15 protein-coding genes are annotated in these 18689 nt (G+C 67.8%); all 15 read right to left on the bottom strand.

Annotated elements, in window-relative coordinates; all coding sequences use genetic code 11:
* Positions 1-69 precede the first annotated feature (69 nt).
* Positions 70-711: a DUF4913 domain-containing protein gene (locus CH274_RS15215; protein WP_094657918.1), complete on the bottom strand. Its 642-nt coding sequence runs from the start codon at positions 709-711 to the stop codon at positions 70-72.
* On the bottom strand, positions 708-2555 hold the full coding sequence (locus CH274_RS15210; protein ID WP_094657917.1) for a type IV secretory system conjugative DNA transfer family protein: 1848 nt from the start codon (positions 2553-2555) through the stop codon (positions 708-710). Before CH274_RS15210 ends, CH274_RS15215 begins: the two co-directional genes overlap by 4 nt.
* Positions 2552-3361 (bottom strand): hypothetical protein, encoded by an 810-nt coding sequence (locus CH274_RS15205; RefSeq protein WP_094657916.1) that lies wholly within the window; start codon positions 3359-3361, stop codon positions 2552-2554. Before CH274_RS15205 ends, CH274_RS15210 begins: the two co-directional genes overlap by 4 nt.
* The gene (locus CH274_RS15200; RefSeq protein ID WP_094657915.1) at positions 3358-4842 is read right to left on the bottom strand and encodes an ATP/GTP-binding protein; all 1485 of its coding nucleotides are present in this window, start codon (positions 4840-4842) and stop codon (positions 3358-3360) included. The genes CH274_RS15205 and CH274_RS15200 overlap by 4 nt, the downstream gene beginning before the upstream one ends.
* 14 nt (positions 4843-4856) lie before the next feature.
* A complete protein-coding gene (locus CH274_RS15195; RefSeq protein ID WP_094657914.1) occupies positions 4857-6443 on the bottom strand; it encodes an SCO6880 family protein in 1587 nt (528 codons plus the stop codon).
* Between the two features lie 3 nt (positions 6444-6446).
* On the bottom strand, positions 6447-8621 hold the full coding sequence (locus CH274_RS15190) for a hypothetical protein (protein ID WP_094657913.1): 2175 nt from the start codon (positions 8619-8621) through the stop codon (positions 6447-6449).
* A gap of 8 nt (positions 8622-8629) precedes the next feature.
* The gene (locus tag CH274_RS15185) at positions 8630-9364 is read right to left on the bottom strand and encodes a hypothetical protein (protein ID WP_094657912.1); all 735 of its coding nucleotides are present in this window, start codon (positions 9362-9364) and stop codon (positions 8630-8632) included.
* A gap of 68 nt (positions 9365-9432) precedes the next feature.
* A complete protein-coding gene (locus tag CH274_RS15180; protein WP_037172763.1) occupies positions 9433-9846 on the bottom strand; it encodes a hypothetical protein in 414 nt (137 codons plus the stop codon).
* Positions 9847-9904: 58 nt separating this feature from the next.
* Positions 9905-10504: a hypothetical protein gene (locus CH274_RS15175; RefSeq protein WP_094657911.1), complete on the bottom strand. Its 600-nt coding sequence runs from the start codon at positions 10502-10504 to the stop codon at positions 9905-9907.
* Entirely contained in the window at positions 10501-12198 is a 1698-nt protein-coding gene (locus CH274_RS15170) for a peptidoglycan DD-metalloendopeptidase family protein (protein WP_094657910.1), read from the bottom strand. The genes CH274_RS15175 and CH274_RS15170 overlap by 4 nt, the downstream gene beginning before the upstream one ends.
* A gap of 142 nt (positions 12199-12340) precedes the next feature.
* Positions 12341-14407: a cutinase family protein gene (locus CH274_RS15165; RefSeq protein ID WP_094657909.1), complete on the bottom strand. Its 2067-nt coding sequence runs from the start codon at positions 14405-14407 to the stop codon at positions 12341-12343.
* Between the two features lie 133 nt (positions 14408-14540).
* The gene (locus CH274_RS15160; RefSeq protein WP_256993586.1) at positions 14541-15737 is read right to left on the bottom strand and encodes a MinD/ParA family ATP-binding protein; all 1197 of its coding nucleotides are present in this window, start codon (positions 15735-15737) and stop codon (positions 14541-14543) included.
* Positions 15737-16393 (bottom strand): hypothetical protein, encoded by a 657-nt coding sequence (locus CH274_RS15155; RefSeq protein ID WP_094639814.1) that lies wholly within the window; start codon positions 16391-16393, stop codon positions 15737-15739. The genes CH274_RS15160 and CH274_RS15155 overlap by 1 nt, the downstream gene beginning before the upstream one ends.
* Positions 16394-16467: 74 nt before the next feature.
* The gene (locus CH274_RS15150) at positions 16468-17061 is read right to left on the bottom strand and encodes a hypothetical protein (RefSeq protein WP_256993585.1); all 594 of its coding nucleotides are present in this window, start codon (positions 17059-17061) and stop codon (positions 16468-16470) included.
* A gap of 49 nt (positions 17062-17110) precedes the next feature.
* Positions 17111-18445 (bottom strand): hypothetical protein, encoded by a 1335-nt coding sequence (locus CH274_RS15145; RefSeq protein WP_256993584.1) that lies wholly within the window; start codon positions 18443-18445, stop codon positions 17111-17113.
* Between the last annotated feature and the right edge of the window lie 244 nt (positions 18446-18689).

Raw genomic sequence — 18689 nt, 5'->3', positions numbered from 1 at the left:
TTCGGGCCTGGTGACCAACTAGATTGGGTGTTGCGAAATTAGGTTTGGGCATCGCAGCCTCATTCGTTTCTAGCCGACAGTGCATACAGTCGTTCGAACCCAAGCGTGCGCGCGGGCGTTGAAGGTCCATTCGATGCCCTCGAAGCTCACGGGGCTGTCGGGGTCGGCGGGGTCGAGCGGTTCGGCGAGGCCGGAGTCGATGGCCATGTCCATGTCGTCGGCGGGGATGGTGCGCACTTCCTCGGCCGCGGTGACGTCGACGACCGGTGCAGGCGTGGCAGGCAGGGGTGGTTCGGGCCGGGCGTCGACGTCGGCGTCGACGAACTCCTCGATGCCGGCGAGCGTGGCCAGCGGCAACGGGCGATGCGCGCACCGATCGTGGGTGCAACTGTCGAAGTCCGAGATGTCCCGGATACGCGCCATGAGCGGCCGGAACCACTGGGTGTGCCAGGCGGTGAGGTCGTCCCGGTACTCGTCACCGCGGTAGTAGGCATCGGTCCACGCCGCCATCAGGGCGCTCAGTTCCTCGACGACGGGATCGTGGCGGTACCAGCACTGCGGAATCTTGGTGCCGAGCTCGTAGCGCTCCCGCAGCCACGTGGTCCAGTCGATCAGCTCCGACCACAGGGCCCGAGCTTGCTCGGCATCGAGATAGCGCCAGGTGAACCGCGACGGCACCAACTCTTCCTGATCGCTGACTGGTGCGGTCACGACAGTGTCGTCCCGTCACTGACCTTGTCGAGCACCACCGCGCCGGATTGCACCTCGGCACGAGGCGCGGTACCCGATGCCACGATCTCGTCGAACACCTGCTGCGACTGCAGTACGGCGGCACGTGATTCCTTCTCGTCCCACACCGTCGGCAGGTGTACGAGGATCGGCGGCGCGGTCCGGTAGATCAGCAGGCCTTGATCGGGGTCCATCTGACGGATCTGCGCCGGCGACATCACCGGCACCTCTCGTAGCGTCGGGCCGGACTGGGCATTGCCGGAGGGCTGCCACTCGTATCGATCGCCGAGCATCTTCGAGATCGCCTGCAGCTCGTCGCCTTTGAGGCCGGGCAGGATCAGCCGGGCCGGCGAGTTGTCGGCGAACATCTTGCCCGCGACCGCACCCCAGCGGAGCTTGTTCTGCTCTTCGTTGTGCGCGTAGGCGTGAATGGTGATGCCCCGGCCGCCCGAGTCCGATATCAGATCCGGCAGGCCCGGGATCGGGGCGACGTTGTTGACTTCGTCGAGCTCGAACCGGATCGGGGGATCGAACCGGCCACCGGGCAAGCTCTGCGAATGCCGGTCGGCGAGGTAGTGCACTTCACTGGCCAGGGCCGCGATGAACGGTGCCGCAGAATTGTCCTTGCCCTTGGACACCAGATACAGCGTGTCCGTGCCGGATCGAATGAACTCGTCGATGTCGAACGACTCGCTCATCGGCACATCGACGGCCTTGAGCAGTGCGGGGGAGGCGAGCGGGGCGAGAAGTCTGCTGGCCGCGCCGATCATGTCGTCGGAGGAATCAGATCCGGAGTCGAGGATCTGACCGAGTTCGGCCTCCCAGCCGGGCATCGTCCTCATCAGGATCTCGCGCGGTTCGCGGCCTTTACGCGAGTTCACCCACACGCGCAGCGTGGCCAGATCCGCACCGCTGATCGCAGCCGCGTGCAGGTAGCAGCGCAGCAGCACCACTGCTTTGTCCTCCCAGTAGCCGCCGTTCTTGGCGTCTCCCATCGGCATTGCCGACACCAAGCTCTGTGCGCGGCGGATCGCCACGTCCGGATCCTGGCAACCGGAGAGGATCGACCAGCGGATCGGGTCGGGCCATCCGGTGATGTTGTCCGGATCGAAGATCGACACCCGCCCGAGCGCGGCGCGGTGCTCGTACGTCGCCGAGATCAGATCCACTTTCGTCGACGTCACCAGCAGTGCACCGGGTGCGTCCATACAGCGCCGATACGCCACGCGCCAGGTCTTACCCGAGCCGGTGACACCCTCGACGAGCATGCAGTCGTTCTGCTTGATGTAGACGACCCTGTCGGGGTCGACCATGTTGCGGCCCAACGCGATCGCGACCTCGCTCGCGTCCAGCTTCGAGGCCCGCGAGCCCTTCAACGACGAACGGGTGGCGACGGCAGCGGTGCGAACACTCTTCTCGTCGATACCCGCCCGGGCGAGCTCATGTCGTCCGGCGAAACCACGTTGCGCCTGACCGCGGTGGTGCTGCCAGTCGTCGATCTCGGAGCTGATCCACAGCGCCACAGCGGTATACAGCGCACCGAGCACCAGAATGCACACCCAGGTCACCCACGCCGTGCCCGGCTGCGCGCTCGCCGGCCACGCAGCCGCGGGGTCCGACGGGTTCGTGACCAACCCACGGAAGATCGAGAACAGCTCACCGAGGCTGGTGGGCATCGCGATCACCTTGCCCGAGACCAGCGAGGAGACCAAGCCGCCGCCGGCGACAGCGAACACCACACCCACGATCAGAGCGGCACCGACCCAGACTTCGGACGAAACGAACGGATTGCTGGGCCTGCGGGGAGGGGATTGCATCGCACTCATCGAACTGTCCTGTCGTCGGTGGAAGGGACACGGCGGGAATAGCTTTCGAGCACATGCAGCTCGGCGGCGGCACCGACAGCGCAGTCCGCGTCGGCCACCGGGTCGAGGGCGGCGAGGTTGGCTCGTAGTCGGGTGATCCGGATGTACCGGACCACCGCGGCGGCGTCGGTATCGGAGACCGGGGCGGGATGAGTGATCTCGTACCGCCCCTGGTCGGGGAGGTATGTCACGGTGGCCGGGGTGCGTTGACCACTGCGCTCGGTGATCGAGCGGGCAAGGTCGTGCGCGAGGCGGTGCGCGAGGTCCGGTGCCCACTGCCCGAGCGGGAGCGTCGAGTTCGGCAGCGGGTCGGGCCGAGTCGAGAGCACACGCACATCGACGCCGGCCTCAGCACTCACGCCGCCATCGGGGCCGACGCCGCCCTGCCCCTGGATCGGCAGGGCGACCTCGTCGACGGCGGCATGCAGGTAGCCCGGTGCCGGTATCCGCGCTGTGCGGATGCCGGCGCTGTAGGCCGGGATGGCGGCGAGCGCGCAGGCGATCTCGCCCGCGGTACCGGACACACAGACGTCGTCGGCACCGTCGGAGACTGGAGTGTGCGTGATGGTGACGGTGATGTCGGGCCAGTCGAGGCCGGCGGCATGGCTGACGGCGAATCGTGCTGCAGCGGAGGGGGATGCGAACCGCCCCTCCCTGCTCGAACAGGTGTCGTCGGCGTACTCGATCGAGGCCGCGGAGCGCTGCACGCGCACGTCGATGGTGCGGGAACGTCGGGCCGCTGACGAGGAGGGCAATGAGGTGCTCACGCTGGCTTGACTCCTTTGACGGCGGCGTCGGTGTCGGTGAGGGCGATTTCCTGCGGGGAGCGGACGTGTTCCATCAGGATCGGGTCGGACGAGCCGATCTTGACCAGGCATTCGCCCTGGCCCAGGCCCATGATGATGTCTATGGACCCGGGCGGGAGGTGATACATCTCGGCTGTCTCGCGGGCGTCGTCGAAGCGTTCCTGCGCGAACAGGAAGACGATTCCCGCTTCCTGCATGAGCGCCCGGGCGGGGGAGTCGTGGGACATGTCCGAGGGGTGATGGAAGGCCGAGACGGTCGACAGACCCAGTCCGCGAGAGAGTTTCATGTTCGACCGGAACACCGCGCCGGTCGATCCTTCGGCGACGTGCCAGCCTTCCTCGACGATGAGGATGGTCTGCTTGGACACCGACGAGCGCGCAGCGAGCAGATTCGCCAGCCAGGTGTTGATCACGGTCATCACCACCCGCAGCGCAGGCCCTTCGGTCGGCAGCGCGGAGACGTCGAAGTGCGCGAACGGATGCTCGAGCGCGGCCCGGACCTCCGGGGAGGTTTCTGCGTCGACGAGGCCTTTGAGGTCCCGGTCGACCAGACGCAGCAGGGCCAGGCCCGGCTCGTAGCCCCATTCAAGGGAGCGCTCGGACCAACGGTCACCGAAGTAGGTGCCGTCGTCGGTGGAGGGTTCGACGAGGCGGCGGGCGAGATCCTTGAGCACCGGTGCGCGACCGGTCGCGGCGGCGTCGGCGTTGACCAGCTCCAACGCTCGGCCGACGGCGCTCTTCTCCGGTGTGGTCAGCGGGCGTTCCATCGTGTCGGCGAGGACGGCGAGTACGAGGGCTTCCTGACCGGCCGGGGTGACACCGTCGAGCCCGCCGGCGTGTTCACCGCCGGTGGTGATCGCCGGGTCGAGCAGGTTCAGTCTGGCGCCGCCGCCACCGGTTTTGAACCGGACCGATTCCACGTCGAGGGTGCGGGAGAAGATGGAGTACTCGCCCTCGCTGCCCTGGCGTTTCTTGTCGATGACCACCACCTGTCGGCCGAAGATGATCTGCCGCCACAGGAACGCGGTCTTGATCATCGAGGACTTGCCCTTGCCGATGTCCCCGACGACGCAGACATTGATGTTGGAGATGTCGGTGCCGTAGAGCTCGAACGGATCGGTGATCACCAGGTCCTGGGAGATCCGGTTCAACCCGGTCACCGCTCCCTGGTGGCGGGCGCTGCGGCGGCTGATGGCCAGGTTCAGCGCTTCGGACTGCCTGGTCGTACTCCACGCGCCTTCGGTGCGGGGTTCGTACCAGCCGTAGCGGTCGAGGAGCGTGAACCGCCGAGGTGGCTTGCGGCGGGCAATCTGCTTGGGGATCGCCTCAGCCGCCTCGAGGACGGCGGTGTCGCCGCCGACCAGGCGGGGGCGTGCCGATCGGGACGGTTGATCGGTTGCGGCGGGTCGGTTGGAGGGGCGATGGGCGGTGTGTTGCGGCATCGAAATCTCCTGGCCTACTTGGTGTAGCGCGTCACGGCGAGACCGCGAGCGAAGGGAAGGGTGGTGAACAGGGCGACGTCGTGCGTGTCGTCCTGCCAGGTGATGGTTTTGATCGCTGATTCGTCGGCGGCTTCCTCCACGCGCATACAGGCCCGCTCGAGGTCGTCTTCGTCGCGGCCGGTGACCGCCACGGCGAGGGAGTAGATGGTGCCGTGATGGCCCGAGCCGGGCATCAGATCCAGGCGTCGACGCCCGGACGCGGTGGCCATCACTTCGGCCGAGCCGTCGCCGATGATGCCTTTGCGGAGGGCGCTTTCCTGCGAGGCGCGGTCCTGAGTGAAGTCCTGACTCGCCGCTTCCCGGGCGACGGCGTCGGGCACGAAATCGACGCGGACACTGACGGTTCGGATCGTCGGCGAGGGCGGGTTCTCGTCGTCGCCGATGTCGGGGGCGACCCCGGTCAGCAGCGGCGCGAGCCACAACGGGCCCAGCGGAATGGGTTCGATGGTCGCAGGCGGGAGGAACCCGACACGGGTGTGCCAGCGTCCGGATACCACCACCGACTCGTGGCCACCGACATAGGAGGGCCAGCAGTTCGACCACCGCGCCCCTTGGTGACGATCGAGTGGGTTCGACGGGTCGACGAACGCGCGGATCAGCGCGCAGGTGCGCTGCTCACCGAGGACCTGGACGCGGCCCATGCCGGCGGCAACGAGTTTGCTCACCGCGCGCATCGTCTCATCGCGGATCACTTGGGCGACACCGCCCTCGAATCGGGCACCTTTCCCGCCTGCCGCCCGCGCGGCTTCGGCCTCGAAGTGGTCGGTCTGGGGGAATTTGAGCACCACGTACGCCCGGTGCTCTTCCGAGTGCGGCCGGATGGTGTCGATGAGGTCGCCGTAGGACTCCACCGGTGCCCGCAGACGCATGTCGCCGAGCTTTTCGACCTCTCGCTCGACCCAGTCCTCGTGCATGGTCAGATCCGCGGGAATGGAGCGGTGGATCAGCTGCACTCCGCGGATGAGCGAGGTCTTGCGGGCCATCGAGGCGCTGAACAGACCGAACTTCTCCGATGTCGTCGCCCAGGCCGCGTCGGTGCGCAGCCCGCCGGCCAGGCCCTGCACGGACAGTACGACCGTGTAGTAGGCCCGCTCGCCGGGGTTCGCGGTGCGGACGATGAACATCTCGTCCAGGCCGGTGCCGGCGACGTCGAGCGGGGCCGTCCGCCCGAGCGGGACCGGGTACTCCCAGCCGGGGTCGAGATCGGCGATCCCGTAGGCAGGGTCGTCGGCGTTGCGGTAGAGGTGCTCCCCGCGCCGCATCCGCGACCAGTTCCGCAACCGGTGCAGCCGCCGCGCCGCCAGGGAGGTGTCGCCGAATTCGTACGTCGAGGCGAACACCCCGACGTAGAACACGGCCACGAGCCCGACGGTCATCGCACCGCCGCCTGCAGCGAAGTAGTAGACAACACCGATGATCAGAGCCGCGGTCCAGGTGATGAGCACCGGTGCCGAGATCCCGGTCATACCCCGGCGTGCGATCTCACCGCCCAGGATCGAGGTCCTCTGCTCGCTGTCGTGCTCGACGGTCTCGGTCGACATCGCTTACCTGCCTTCGGCTTCGGACGGAGCGGACTCGGCACTGGATTTGGCTTTGTTCATCGCCGCCGCTGCGGACTGCGCGGCGATCGGTACCGCCGCGGCACCGGCCGAGGCGACCGTTGCGGCCGAGCCCGTCGCGAGCTTTCCGCCGAGTCGGCCGGCCATGCCCATCGTCGAGCGCTTCGGTGTCGAGGCCCCGCTCTTGTCGGTGCCGCCGCTGTGGGCGGCCCCGGTGGTGTGGCCGGGGGTGGAATTGCTCGACGGTGCCGTATGCGCCGATCGGGTGGCCTTGTCGACGCCGTCGCCGGAGCGGGTCGAGCGCGGTTTGACGGTCGACCCGCCTCCGCCACCTCCGCCACTCCGGCTGCGGAACACTGCCGAGCTGCCCACGCCTCCGATGACACCACCGGCGACGGAGCCACCACCACCGCCGAACCCTTCGGAGTCGGCTTTGGTCGGCAGGATCGGTGCCCATTTGAGCATCGCCCACGGTGCCAGGCCGACGACGACCATCGAGGCACCGACGAGCACGAGAGCGCCGAGCGAGGTCAGGTCTCCCGAGCCGCCGCCGCCCGAGAGCAGAGCGTTGTTGGCCCCGGCGAGCACGATCGCGATGAGCAGGAACAGCATCGGCTTGCTGAGCACGATGCCGACGAACGTGAACAGTGGCCGCAGCGCCTTGGTCCGCCACGTCGGGTGCACCCACATGCCGTAGCCGATTCCGGCGACACACGCGGTCAGCGGAAGCCCGATCTGGTGCATGAGCAGACCCAGATAGACCGACATCGCACCGAGCAGCAGGATCCCGAAGAAGACCAGGCCGACGATCGAGCCGCCGACGACGGTGTCCTTGTTCAGCGTGCCCATCGTGGCGTAGATGTTCTGCACCATCTCGGTGATCGTGGAGCCGCTGAAACTGGCGATGCCCTCGGTGAGCACTGACGCGAACTCGATCAGCAGTTGAGCCAGGGCCAGGGAAAACAGCATCATCACCACCCCGGCGGGCATGTAGCCGAAGACGTTGGCCACCAGCTCCGACGGCGAGCCCTTGTGCCGCGATCGCATGATCGCCAGCAGGACCGCGAGCGACATGACCATGATTCCCAGACCCGTCGATCCGGCGTAGTAGGTCACGAACCACTGCTGGGTGGGATCGAAGTCGCCGGTCGAAGTCAGCCCACGGAGTACGGCGTCGGTGAGTGAGAGTGCCCCGCTCTTGGTGGCGTTGACCCAGTCGTCGATGACGGTGGTCGGATCGGTGACGAAGTCGACGACGTCGTTCGCTGCCCCCGAGATCCAGGAGAATGCCTGCAGGTAGGCCTTGCCGAGCTTGTACTGAGGGGTGGCCGCGATGACCTTGCCGAGAGTGTCCTCGAGGCGCTCGGTGAACGAGGTGTTCTTGTCGATCCAGTTCGCGTTGCCGGCGAACAATCGTCCGATCGACAGGTTCCAGTCCTGGCAGCGGCTGGCATCTGCCCGTTCGGCTTTCGAGCAATCGACGAAGAACGCGTGCATGCAGTACTGGTCGCCCGAACCCTGCGAGCACGGTTCCGACCAGGCGGCGTCGGGCACCTTGTCGGCACCGGGCAGCGCCTTGATCGCGGTCAGCGAGTCCGCGTCCGGGCTCTGCGCCCAGGCGAAGCCCCATGTGCCCCATTCCTTTGTGCCCCACCGGGCAAGGTCCTCGGCGCAGGTTCCGGTCGGTGGGTGAAAGCTGGTGTCCCCGGCCGGAAACACCGTCGGCAGAGCGTCGGCGGGTGGTTCGGTCCCGTCGGCGACGGCCTGGCGGGTGATCTCGGCCGTGGCCTGGGCCTGCGGGTCGGAGCCGACCGCGCCCGCACCGCCGAGCATGACGGCTTTGTTCTCGTCCGACGCCGTCCAGTACAGGAGCCGGTTTTCGTTCGTGAGTGCTTGGGAGATATAGGTTCCCAGGTCGCCGCCGTGGTCTGCGCAGTTGCCCGTGAACCAGGGCCCGCTCCGAAATTCCTCGGTGCCGCCGATGAATTTCTTGAGATCGTCCGGGAAGTGCGCGGGCAGCCTCGATGCCGGTTGTTGGGCGGTGACCGCCCCCGGTGCGGGGGCGGGAACGGCGGAAGGCTGGGCGAGCGCAACAGCGGGTGATCCGAACAGTGCCACCAGTGCGGCGGTGACCGCGATGAGAACGAGACGGCGAATCATGTTCTCTCCTAGTCGATGTAGAAGGTGTAGTACCCGGCGGTCAGTTGACCGCCGAGCGCGGAATCAGCGGCCGGGTAAGAGGCGTCTTCCGGTCGCGGGCCCTGGCGGTAGGACCAGTCCTTGGCCTTCCAATCCCCGTCCTGCCAGACCAACGAGATGTCGGTGGTCGCCCACAGAGTGCTCACAGCGACGGTGCCGGTGTTGTTGATGTCGGACTGGGTGGTGGTCATCGACCACACCGAGATCTGCGCGGCGTCGGCGGCGAACGAGGACACGTGCACCGCGGCCGGCAGAGTGTTCATCACGTCGCTGCTCTCGTCGCGGTTGCTGCCGAGTTCGATCTCGCGGGCCAGTTCGGCACCGGGGTCGGCGGCGATCATCGTCGAGCGGACATCGTTCATGTCGATGCGGCCCTGGCTGGCCTGATCGAACGCCTGGAGCACGTTCACCGCGGCCGTCGATGCGCCTTGGGTGTCGCGGGTGTAGCCGCTGGGGACACCGTTGTTCACCGTCGTGGGCCCGTGTACTGCGCGGATGGCATCGCTGCCGCCGGTCTCGTCGGAACCGCCCGACAGACCGACCACGATCACCGAGACGACGGCGAGGATCGCCAGGGCGACGGCCCCGAGAATAATCCAGCGTTTGGACCCGGACTTGCTGTCGGAGTGCTGATCGCCGGAGACGGTGCCGGTGTTGGGGGAGCTGGGGGGTTCGGAGCCGACGTTGCGGTAGTCGATGGCCATGATGAGTGCTCGTTTCTGCGGACGGTGCCGCGTCGGGGCAAAGAAAATGGAGGGTAGAGCCGGGTCGGCTACGCGCCGGGCTGGACGAGAAGCAGGACTGCGCCGACGATCGGCGAGACAGCGGCCACACCGCCCAAGATGATGAGGGAGAGCTTGAGATCCTCGCCCGCTTCGCTCAGATCGCTGGACATGTTGCGCTTGCGGGCCTTTCTGGAGGCGAGGAACGAGGTCAGCACCCAGAGGCCAGCGAGGGCGATGCTGGCTCCCCAGATCGCCGCGAGCAGGCGCTTCCAAGTCTGGTTCAGGGCGGGCCCGAACAAGCCAATGTCCGGGTTGACCCCGTCGTATGGGTTGACCGCCTGTGCGGCGGCGACTCCGCCGGCCAGGACGGTCAGCGCGGCAGTGATAGCGAGGACGCCGAGGACGCGGCGTGCTCGGTGCGGTGTACGGGTGGTGGGTGTGGTGACGGATTCTGTGTCCATCGGGGGTTCCTTTCCGAAACGGGTTGTTCTGCAGTGCCAGTGGATGTACGAGGCGGGGCTATTTGTCTTGAATGCGGCTCACCTCCCAGCCGCCGGACCTGCGCCGCAGGATCGTCGCGACGACCCTCTCGCCCACCGGTGCCCCGTCGATGCGTTGTGTGACGCGGTAGGACCGGTAGGCCGTCGAATCTGTCTGCGGAGGAACGGGTTCGTCGTCGGCGGCGAGATCGGGGGTCAGCACCGCGCCGCTCGCGGCCCAGCCCAGCCACTGCGCACCGGGGCTCGATTGCGCTGTGGTGGAGGTGATCTCACGCGCGTACTCGGCGGTGAGCAGCGGCGCGGTGCGGGCGGCGGCATCGTTGGGTCCGGCGTCGACGGCGGTGTTCCAGGTGAACCAGACCGTCAACGCCGCGGTGGCCACCGAGTCCGGGTCCTGGCGGTCCACCCCTGCCGCGATGTCGGGGAGCGAGGTCGCGGCCGGCGGCGGGGTGCGGGTGGGGTCGCTGCCGCTCGGCGGGGGCGTACCCGGTGTCCACTGCTGCGCCGGGATCGACGGGGCATCGGTGTTGGCGCTGCCGGTGTCCTGTCCACCGCACGCGGTGAGAACCGCTGCGGCGACGAGCAATCCGGTCAGGGCGGTTGTGCGGGTGGTTCTCATCCGAATCTCCGTGCTGTCAGGCCGCTCGCGGGCGGGGTCCAGTCCGATACCTTCACCACGTCGCCGGACTGCGGTGCCTCGACGACCTTGTTTCCTCCGAGCCAGATGAAGATGTGGCCCGAGTGGGGTTGGATGATGTCGCCGGGAGCGAGCTCGCCGGGGGTGGCGATCACGCGGCCGCGGCCGTCGGCGATCTGCGCCGAGTCCTGGTGGGGGAGCACGATCGCGCCGCCGGAGGCTTGCGCGACGGCGTAGAGGACCAGTCCGGAGCAGTCGAAGCCGACCTTGTCGAAGTCGCCGATCATGTCCGCGCGGCCACCGCCGTCACTCACTCCCTTGGTGGGTCCGTTGCGGTCACCTCCGCCCCAGGCGTAGGTGGTGCCGAGCCAGCGCATCGCGGCCGCGACGACGTTCTGACCGAACGAGCCACCGGGGACGATGCCCGGTGTGGCCTGGGGGACGGCGACGGAGAACGCCTCTGCGGCGCGGCGGGGAATCTTCGCGGTGTAGTCGAGGGTCTCGGCGTTCTGGCACACCCGGCCCTGCGAGAGGGTCGCACCGGGACCGCAGTTGTACATCGACAGGTACAGCTCGGTCAGGTCGCCGCTGACCTTGCCGGCGGCGAGCGAGTCCTTGGCGATGCCCGCCAGCTCGCAGTCGTAGGCGGCTTGGCTCATCACCGCATCGGCGATGCTGCGGGTGTCCTTGCGGCCGTCACCGTCGCCGTCGACGCCTTTCGCCGCCCACGTGGCGGGCATGAACTGCGCAGGCCCGTCCGCGCCCGAACCGTTGTTGTGGGCGTTGACATCGAAGCCGCCCTCGTGTTCGAGCTGCGCCGCGACGACCGGGGCGGTGACCTCGGGGCACACGGTGCCGGCCTTGACGATCCACGGCTCGAAGTCCGCCGGCACCGACCCCGGCCGCAGGCCGGTCGACCCGGCCGGGACTCCGCACCCGGGTTTGATCGCGGCGGCGAGTTTGACCGATCGACTCGATACGCCCTGCGCCGCGGCACCGGTGGTCGGGGTCGTGGGGGAGGTGCCGGCTGGGGCTGCGGCGAGAATGTCCGCGCTCGGGGTCGGGGCGGTGGCACCGGCGGCGGCGAGCCAGGCAATGGGATCGACCGGGCTCGTTCCGGACGCGAGGCGCGTGCCGGGCCAGACCTCGAAATGCAGGTGCGGCCCGGTGGATTGACCGGCGTTGCCGACCCCGCCGATCGGGTCACCGGCCTTGACGGTCTGGCCCGCGGTCACCCCGACACCGTCGTCGTTGATGTGTCCGTAGACCGTCGAGAGTGACTGGCCGTCGACGGTGGTGTCGATGATGATCCAGTTGCCGAACCCGGTGGCGTGTTCGGCCTTGACGACCGTGCCGTCGGTGGCCGCATAGATCGGGGTCCCGATCGGGGCGGAGTAGTCCTGGCCCTGGTGACCCTCGGCCTCGCCGGTGACCGGATTGGTGCGGGCACCGAAACCGCTCGTGGCTTGATATGTGCCTTCACGCAGCGGCATCACCACCGTGCCCGAATGCGGAGCCACCACGGCCGATCCGGCTGGCAGACAGGTGCCTTCGTCGGCCGGCGGTGTGCGATCGCCCGAGAGGACACCGAACAGGCCGATCGCGGCAACGGCGGCGATCAGCAGCAGGCTCAGTGCGCCGGCACTGCCCTTGCTGCCCTGTTGTGATGCTGCCATCGGTGCATGTCCTCACGAATCGAAACGATGATCAGTGCCCGCCCGGACACCTGTGGTGGTACGTGTAGTTCGGTTGTGGTGCAGTAGTTTTCGGTTGCTCTGCGTCATGCCCGCCCGGCTGCAGAGCCTGCTCGGCGGCTGGTCAGCCCCCGATCTTCTGGGTGAAGAAGTCGATGAGCCATTGCAGGGCGCTGCGGCCGGTGGAGTCGACTTTGAAGTCGCCGTAGGACTGGTGCGCGCCGGAGGCGAAGAACGTCGCGGCGTCGATACCGGCACCGACGAGCTCGGCGGCATCGCCGGCGCCTGGTGACGAGGCCAGTGAGACGAGACTGCCTGCGAGACCGGCGAAATCGCCGCTGGAGGCTTGCTGACCGATCGCTGCCGACTGACCGGTGACCTGGGTCTGAGCGCCGAGTTGGTCGGGGCTGGTCTTGGCGGCCGAGCCGGTCAGGACTCCGACCGCGACCGAGGCGAGGTCGAGCCCGATCGGGAGCAGCTCGGCGGTGGCGGCGAGGTTGCCGGTGTCGAGGATCTTCCACGCGACTTCCTGAATCGCGCCGACATCGTTGGCCAGGCGGATCACGTCGACGTTGCCGAGCAAGCTCAGCACCAGGGATGCGATCTGCGCCGAGCCGCTGGGGTCGGGGATCATCGCCACCAACGCTGCGAGGGTGTGCAGGTCCACTCCCGCAGCCATTTTCACGATCGGCGCAAACTGGTTGTTGAGGTCCCCGGCGATCTTGTGCGATCCCGCGACGTCGAGAGCAGCGACCTTCTGCGGCAGGGCAATCAGGTTGTCGACGATGCCTTGGTAGTCCAGGCTCGTGAAGCCGGTCGCGACGTTGACGACCTGGTTGACCACTGTCTTCGGCTTGAGCAGCGAGAGCACCTGAGTTGCCGAGGTCAGCGCATCCGGGGACACGGACTGCAACGGTGCGACCTGCCCGGTGAGCGTTGCGGCCGTATCGGTCAGGCCTGCGGTGGTGCCGGTTCCGCCGAGTACCGACGAGGCGGTGTCGGCGATCGAGGTCGCTGTGCTCAGGACTGCGGGAATGTCGATCTGGTCGAGTGCGTCGAGAACCGTGGAGGTCTTCGCTTCCGGCGATCCTTCCGGTGCGGTGTCGAGAGTCGAGCGGATGCCGGGGTTCGCGGCGATCACCGACTGCACATCGGCGACTGGTTCGAGGGTGTTGAGCAGCGATGACGCCGAGGCCCCGACGCTGGCGACCTGAGACTGAGTGCGGTTGGTTCCCACCGAGTCGGGCAGGGTGGCCACCCGCTCCCCGAGAATCGATGCGGTGTTCGCGGCACCGGCCAGATCGACGCGGGAGAAGTCCGAGACCAGCGACGACGAGAAATCGCTGACCGAAGCCGACTGTGACGGTGTCGTCCCGGGCTGTGTCCCGGCACCCGTGACGCCTCCCTGCGCGGTCGTCGACGCTGCTACGGTCGATCCGCTTCCGGTTTGCCCGCCGGTGATGGCCGGGTCGACGGGCTTGTTCGCCAAGACTTTGCCGAGGCCCGCGAGCAGACCGTCCTTGCCTGCGTTCGTCGAGCAGTACAGGTCCGTGGGATTGCAGAGCTGCTTGACCACCGGGGCGAGAGAGCCGAAGCCTTCCGGCCGGACCCCGCCGATGCCCTGGCCGTCGACCTTCGGCCCGACGACGGTGCCGCCGGCGGTGCCCTGGTGCGGATCGGCGACCAGACCGACGCCGAGGATGCGGGCCGCGGGCACGACACCGCGACCGTTGCCGATCTCGGCGGCGATGTCGCCGGCGGCGTCCGCGCCTTGGGAGTAGCCCGAGAGCAGGAATTTCGATGTGGCGCACGCGGAGGTGAGGATGTTGTTGATCGCGCTCTTGCCGGTTTCCTTGCTGTCGGCGTAGGTGCGGCCCTGGTCGAATGCCGAGGCCGCGTATGCCGGGTAGTAGACCTCGATGTCGTTGCCGTACTTCTGTTTCAGCGCGTTGCCGACGGTGGCGAGCATGCCGACCGGTGTGGTCGGATTCGCGGCGGCATTGGTCTCCCACGTACCCGGGGCCATGATCGCGACGTACTTCGCGCACGAGGTCGCCGCCGTCGCTGCCGGTGCGGCGTATGCGGGGACGGTGCCCGCGGCCAGGACCACCGCGGAGACGACGACGGTCAGCGCCGACAGTGTCCGGCGTTGTCGTCGCCGCGGGGTGGTGTGCGTTCTCTGGCCGGTCATGGTGTTCTCCTCGTGTGCGTCGAGCGGGGGTGGGGACGGGTCAGGCTCCGCGACGGTCGCGGCTGCGCCGCTCCCACTGCGAGAGCTGTGGGGGTGGTGCGCTGTCGGGCTGTCGGTTCGCCGGCTGCGGGGACTACGGATCGGTGAACTGATAGGCCGCGCCGGCTCGTGCCGCGGCGACGTTGTCGGCGACCAGGGCGGTGACATTGGTGTAGGCCTCGATCGTGTCCGGGGGGAGGTCCTTGTAGACGATCTGATCGCCGCGGGCGAGAGCTGATTCGTACGGGGCCTGAATGAAATTGCTTTCCTGGACACCGAGATTGCGCAGGTCCTCGAAGACCGCCGACGCCAACTGCGGGTTGGAATCGGGTGTTGCACAGGTCACGACGATCGTCGACGCCAGCAGGTGCCCGTAGCCGCGGGCAATGATGCCCTCGAGCATCTGGTAGACCTGCCGGGCGATGTCGAGGCGTAGCGGGAGCGGAACGACCAGGGCATCGGAATGCTGCACGGCCCACTGCCAACTCTCGGCCAAGGGATTGGCTGCGGTGTCGATGACGATCAGGTCCCGGTGTCGGCGCAGCACTGCCATCACCGCGGCGCATTCGTCCCACCCCAGGTTGCGCTCACGGTCGGCCGAATTGTCCGCAGCGAGAATGTCTTCCATCGTCGGTTGACGCCGCAGGAACGCATTGAGCGATCCCGACACCGCCGACGAGGACGCCAGCTCGTGTGCATGGTCGAGCAGATCCCACACCGTGAGCTCCGGATCGGTGGTGCGGGCGGCGCGATCGCCGAGACTGCCGAGTGATTCGCTGGCGTCGAAGACCGTCACCCCGTGGCCACGGTGCTTGCCGAACGTCGAACCGAGCATGACCGATGTCGGAGTTTTGCCGGCTCCGCCCTTGGGATTGATGACCGAGACCACCGAGCATCCGGGAAGGGGTTGTTGCACAACGCGAATCGACTGACGCAGTCTGACTTCGGCAGAGGTGGGCTTGGGTTTGAGGTGAGTTCCCAGGGCGGCGTTGATCCGGCCCCTCAGGCCTGCTTCGGCGGGCTCGGCGGTCGGGTCTTCTTCCTGGCGGTCGAACAGTCGTGCGCGGTAGAACGCTGCGGGGTCGACATCGGGTGTCTCGACCGCTGCCAATGCGTCCTGCCCGACCCCGTACGGGTCCGGTGCGGTGTCGTCGGCCGGCTCTTCTGCAGGCTGTTCGTCCGGTTCGGATTCGGGTCGGCGTAGGCGTTGAGCTCGGAGGTTGACGGTGTCCTCGGCTTCGTAGCCCGCGACGGGGTTGTCGTCGTCTGGGCGCGGGTGCTGTTCGGCCATCAGCCGACCTCGGCTTGATCGTCGACGAGTAGATCGGAGAGCCGGATGGCCTGCCACGGCCGGTGTCCGGGAACCTCGCACCACACGGTGGCCGGGTTCTCGTCGTCGATCTCGAGGCGTTCGAGGTGCACTCCGTATCGCGCGGCTAGAGCGGCGAGCCGTGTGCCGTCGAGGTGAGGGTTGGAGATGTGCAGTATCAGCCGGATCGCGGGGGCGTCGAGCTCTTCGCGTAGCTTGCCGGCGAGAAAGGCTGCCTTGCCGGCCGCCGAGTCGTCGGCCGAGGTCTGATCGCCCTGCCGGAACACCGCGTCCTTGGCGTGAAATGTTCCGTACCAGGCTGTTTCGTCACCGTCTCCGACCACGGCGAAGCTGCCGCGCTCATCGCCTGCGGCGTAGAGCTCGACCACCGGTGCGGCCGACGCCGCGGAGGCGACCGCGTCGGTGACCTGCTCGGCTTCGCTGGCGCGCAATCCGTCGTAGTCGAGGTCGAGCTGCTTGTAGAGCTCGCGTTTGATCTTCTGCCACATCGACCAGTCGGTCAGCCTGGACTTTTCGGCCCATGCGCGGATCTCGCTCGCGGTCGACGCCTCGAGGGTCTCGCGTGCCTGTCGTACTGCGGTGGCGGCCTCGGCCCATTCGCTCGCTGCATCGCTCATGTCCTGGCGTTCCTTTCGTGGTGGCTGTTCGCCGCGGTGCTGCGGCGATCTCGCGCTGTGGCGGCGGTGGGTGATCACGCTTGCTCGATGGCGGCGATGACGTAGCGACCGTCGACCTGGTCGGTGGTGATCCGTTGGCGGTACTGCGTCCCAGGCCCGTTCGGGCCGCTCTCGGTGAGAGTGAGGGTGTAGGAACCGGTGTGCAGCGGGTCGATGTCGAGGCAGTAGGTGGTGCCGACCGGGACGGTGGCGATACCTGCGTCGAGGTTGGCTTCGACGGAGAACGGGGCACTCGCCGGGGCGTTCGGTGAAACCAGAACGTGCGCGGCCGCGCCCGATCGCTGGACGTAGTAGGCGTGCTCGAACGCGGCGATGACCCCTGGGCCGCTGTTCTGATCACCGGACGGCATCGAGCAATCCGGTCCGACCGCAACGGTTGTCGGCGCGACCGAGGAAGAGGCGATGGTGTCGGTGGCTGTCGTGTCCGGCTCGGAGTCGCCACCGCTGAACAACACAGCGGCGGCGACGGCCACGAACACCACAGCAGCCCCGGCTGCCGCGACCGCGCGTCGGCGCGATCGCGGCACACGGGGCGAGCTCGACGGCACCCCTGACCGGGCGGGGCCGGTGGCACTGGCAATCGGAGATGTCGTCGAACGGCGGATCATCTGGATGTTGTCCTTCCTGGCTTGTTCAACTAGCTGGCTGTAGGGCGAATCAGGCGGGTGCGAACGCCGCCTGCAAGCCGCCGAGAGCGGCAGTGGCCTGATCGACCAGAGGAGCTGCAGCCGACTGCACCGTCTCGACGGTCTGAGCCACCTGCGGCTGTTCGAGGGCCTTCGAGGTGAAGCCCTGCACTGCCGAGGCCGCCGGTGCGGTCCACACCGACGCATCGTTGACGGCTTTGTCGACGATCGAAGCCGCGTTCTGGACTGCGGTGTCGGCCGCCGCGAGAACCTGGCGGCCGTTTGGGTCGGCAGCGAGAGTGTCGCGAACCTGCCCGACGGGTCCGGGGAGATCGACTGTCGCGGCCGGCGGAATCGCCGGGACGCTGTCGACGGCCGGGGGAACAACCGCCGGGGCGGGGGCCGGCTCTTCGATGATCTGCTGCTCGCCGCCGAGGACGGTGGCACCGAGGATGCCGCCTATGACAGCGCCGGTGCCGGTCAGGCCCAGCACGATCGGTGCCGACAGGGCAGCACCGACGCCGGCACCGGCAAGTGCAGCCGCGCCGGGAACGAAGATGTACCCCACCGGCCCGGCCCAGATGACCGCGGGTGTAGCCGCGGTCGTCGCAGCCAATCCGAGTCCGCCGCCGATAGCAGCAGCGGTGCCGGTGATCACCGCGGCCGGGACCACCGATGCCGCGAGGCCGACAGCGCCACCGGTGATGACACCGGTCGCGGTACCCGCTGCGATCCGGTCGGCGCGGGGCGCGTCGGCGAAACCGTTGTCCACGAGCCAGTTTCCGCCATCGGCTTGTATCGCCTGCAACGTGTTGTTGGTACGTGTGAGCAGGTTCTGGTCGACGATGTTGGTATCGACCGGCACCAACGTGCCGCCGGCGATGAAGGTTCCGGGCGGGGCCTCGATCGGGGCGATGACCTTGCGCTGCACCGTCGGGACCGGCGGCGGTGGCGGCGGAGTCGCCTGTAGCGCCGGGGGTGCTTCGCTCGGGGCAGCCTGCGAAGCGGGGGCTTCGTAGTAGGTGTTCTGGTAGTTCGAGGACTGCTGGTTACCGGCCAGGTAGTCGTCGTAGCTACGCGACGGGGTTTGCTGCACCTGTGGTGAGGGCTGGTAGCCGTCCAAGTACTCACGCGGTTTCGGAGCTGGCGGCGGCGGGGTGACCGGTGCCGTCTGCGGTGTGCTCGTGACCCCCGGTTGTGATCCTCGAGGACTGGTAACTCCCGGCTGAGATGGTGCAGCCTGCGCGGGAGCGGCCTGCATGGTCAGGCCGGCGATCGTCACCGCGGCCACGGCGGGCAGCGATTTGATCACCCGCCCTCGCTTCTTCGATGGGCGGTGGTGTACGGTGCCCTGTGATGCTGGCATTGGTGTCGATCCCTTCCTGGTGCGACCCGGCGATCGGGTCGTGCTGGTGAATGCGATTGCGGAGCAACCGTTCTGGCGACACTTGGTTTTAGGTAAGTCGGTCGAGAGAAGTGGATGGGTGCGTGCGATCCATAGGTTGTGGGCCAGTCGCACGCACCCATCACGTGCTAGAGGCTCAGAGCCAGCCGAAGACCACCGACCAGAACCACGGCTGCTGAAAAATCCACATCGGGTATCGGAATCC

This window comes from Rhodococcus sp. 06-418-5 (genome assembly GCF_002258285.1).
Taxonomy (GTDB): Bacteria; Actinomycetota; Actinomycetes; order Mycobacteriales; family Mycobacteriaceae; genus Rhodococcoides.
This window is presented reverse-complemented; position numbering and strand designations above follow the sequence as displayed.

What these genes read in the sequence shown, in the direction of transcription:
- CH274_RS15195 (WP_094657914.1), bottom strand. Translation starts at nt 6,443, where the DNA reads ATGTCGACCGAGACCGTCGAGCACGACAGCGAGCAGAGGACCTCGATC.
- CH274_RS15210 (WP_094657917.1), bottom strand. Translation starts at nt 2,555, where the DNA reads ATGAGTGCGATGCAATCCCCTCCCCGCAGGCCCAGCAATCCGTTCGTT.
- CH274_RS15175 (WP_094657911.1), bottom strand. Translation starts at nt 10,504, where the DNA reads ATGAGAACCACCCGCACAACCGCCCTGACCGGATTGCTCGTCGCCGCA.
- CH274_RS15200 (WP_094657915.1), bottom strand. Translation starts at nt 4,842, where the DNA reads ATGCCGCAACACACCGCCCATCGCCCCTCCAACCGACCCGCCGCAACC.
- CH274_RS15165 (WP_094657909.1), bottom strand. Translation starts at nt 14,407, where the DNA reads ATGACCGGCCAGAGAACGCACACCACCCCGCGGCGACGACAACGCCGG.
- CH274_RS15180 (WP_037172763.1), bottom strand. Translation starts at nt 9,846, where the DNA reads ATGGACACAGAATCCGTCACCACACCCACCACCCGTACACCGCACCGA.
- CH274_RS15190 (WP_094657913.1), bottom strand. Translation starts at nt 8,621, where the DNA reads ATGATTCGCCGTCTCGTTCTCATCGCGGTCACCGCCGCACTGGTGGCA.
- CH274_RS15160 (WP_256993586.1), bottom strand. Translation starts at nt 15,737, where the DNA reads ATGGCCGAACAGCACCCGCGCCCAGACGACGACAACCCCGTCGCGGGC.
- CH274_RS15150 (WP_256993585.1), bottom strand. Translation starts at nt 17,061, where the DNA reads ATGATCCGCCGTTCGACGACATCTCCGATTGCCAGTGCCACCGGCCCC.
- CH274_RS15170 (WP_094657910.1), bottom strand. Translation starts at nt 12,198, where the DNA reads ATGGCAGCATCACAACAGGGCAGCAAGGGCAGTGCCGGCGCACTGAGC.
- CH274_RS15145 (WP_256993584.1), bottom strand. Translation starts at nt 18,445, where the DNA reads ATGCCAGCATCACAGGGCACCGTACACCACCGCCCATCGAAGAAGCGA.
- CH274_RS15155 (WP_094639814.1), bottom strand. Translation starts at nt 16,393, where the DNA reads ATGAGCGATGCAGCGAGCGAATGGGCCGAGGCCGCCACCGCAGTACGA.
- CH274_RS15185 (WP_094657912.1), bottom strand. Translation starts at nt 9,364, where the DNA reads ATGGCCATCGACTACCGCAACGTCGGCTCCGAACCCCCCAGCTCCCCC.